The organism is Vibrio sp. 10N.261.55.A10 (assembly GCF_041470825.1).
Taxonomy (GTDB): Bacteria; Pseudomonadota; Gammaproteobacteria; order Enterobacterales; family Vibrionaceae; genus Vibrio; species Vibrio crassostreae_C.
In genome coordinates this window covers 1-1727 of the sequence record NZ_JBFRNC010000125.1, presented here as the reverse complement: position 1 = coordinate 1727, position 1727 = coordinate 1, and the positions used below count along the sequence as shown (strand labels likewise).

Below are 1727 nucleotides of genomic sequence, written 5' to 3'. Positions count from 1 at the left end.
GTACAGGCACAGTCGCTCGACCAGTGTATTGGTCATCAGTCATCGTATAGAGATGGAGAGCGTATTGCACTCCCTCAATGCCACTCTCTGTAGAGCCTACCGTTGAATCAGATTCACCCCCAAATTGCCAACCGAAATCTGTTAGTACTGGGTCTAAGATTTTTACGTCAATTACATCTTCTAAGTTAAACAACGAGCGAGCAATTAATGTGCGTGTTGCCCAAGGACAAATGTAAGCAGCATAGAGTCGCAAACCTTTATCGACTGCTGACTGTGCATCGTCAATGCGATTTGTGAATGCGCTGCTTTGGCGGATGAAGCGGCCTTCACTGTCTTTCTCTTGAACGGGATCCCACTTGCGTTCCCACTTACCATTTACCAACATAATCTTTCCTTTTTTCGAAGAGCCCCCTGCGAGCGTACGCCATGGGCGTCTGTTGTTTGTCTAATTTGTTTCGAGTCCAATAGCTTTTATTAAGCGGTTTTGGTTGCACCAAGTAAGCGGTTATCAATGGCAAACTTTCCGCCACCTTGAATGGCTAGCGCTAAAGTGGCAGCGAATAACGCCAAAGCAAACTCGTAACCGTTATTGCTGATAAATAAGCCATGGCTGATGTGAACGCTGAAGATTGCCACTAACATGGCAAATGCATTGACCAGTGCTGCTGGGCGAGTCAAAAGGCCAAATATCAAGGCTAAACCTCCGAAGAATTCTGCACTGCCAGCCATCAATGCCATTAGGTAACCGGGTGCTAGCCCAATGCTTGCCATCCATTGGCCAGTACCTTCAAGTCCATAGCCACCAAACCAGCCAAACAGCTTTTGCGCACCATGTGCAGCCAAAATGATTCCTACCGGAACTCTCAGTACTAGTGCCGCAAAGCCAGCATTGGATTGAATTACTTTGTTAAAAATGTGCTTGTTCATGGTATTTCCCTCAGAGTTGATTTATTCAAGTAAGTCTTAACTTGGGAATAAGATTAATCTTTCTCCTTTAGATGATAAATGGCATTATCATTGAATAATTTCCAATGTATTGTTGGTAATTGACTTATTAAAAGGATTTGTTTAATGGATAGGATTGACACCATGAAGGCGTTTCTCACGGTCTCTAGAGAAGGCAGTTTTACCAAGGCAGCAGAGAAACTGGGAACGTCAAATCAGTTGGTCAGTAAGTACGTATCTCATTTGGAGGAACAACTCGGGGTACGCCTGCTGAACCGCACGACGAGAAAAGTACACCTTACAGAAGCGGGCGAGCGATGTGTGCAACACGTTCAGCACATTTTGGAAAGTATTCAAGACATGGAAGGGAGCATGGGGCAGTTAAAGAATGAGGCGCAAGGTTTACTGCGTATCAGTGCTCCTGTGACTTTTGCTACCAAGCATCTCGCTTCACTTATTCGGGATTTTAAGCAGCTCAATCCGGCTGTGGGTATCGATTTGCAACTCAACGATCGGAAAGTCGATGTGGTTGAGGAGGGCTTTGATTTAGCGTTACGGATCGGGCAATTAAAAAGCTCATCCTTAATTGCAAAGCGTGTTGCTCCGGTTCGGTTGGTTATGTGTGCTTCCCCAGACTATCTTGAACGGCATGGAACGCCAGAGCATCCGGAACAGCTTATTCCAGAGCATCTGCTAAGCTACAGCTACATGGATTACAGTCAATCCGAGTCCCCACTTATGAATGCGCTGAAGCGCTCGTCAAAAGAGGAGAGTTCCGGTAT

The 1727-nt window shown here is 45.7% G+C and carries 2 protein-coding genes and 1 pseudogene; 1 reads left to right on the top strand and 2 read right to left on the bottom strand.

What is annotated here, in order from left to right; all coding sequences use genetic code 11:
* Both AB4274_RS22025 and AB4274_RS22020 read right to left on the bottom strand, forming a co-directional pair.
* Positions 1-385: pseudogene (locus tag AB4274_RS22025) on the bottom strand (glutathione S-transferase family protein); the annotation flags it as partial.
* Positions 386-474: 89 nt separating this feature from the next.
* Positions 475-927, bottom strand: a complete 453-nt coding sequence (locus AB4274_RS22020) for a DoxX family protein (protein WP_017037256.1) — start codon at positions 925-927, stop codon at positions 475-477.
* Positions 928-1071: 144 nt separating this feature from the next.
* Here AB4274_RS22020 and AB4274_RS22015 point away from each other — a divergent pair.
* Positions 1072-1727 (top strand): LysR family transcriptional regulator (locus AB4274_RS22015; protein WP_372113244.1); only part of this gene is annotated, 656 nt, incomplete at its 3' end.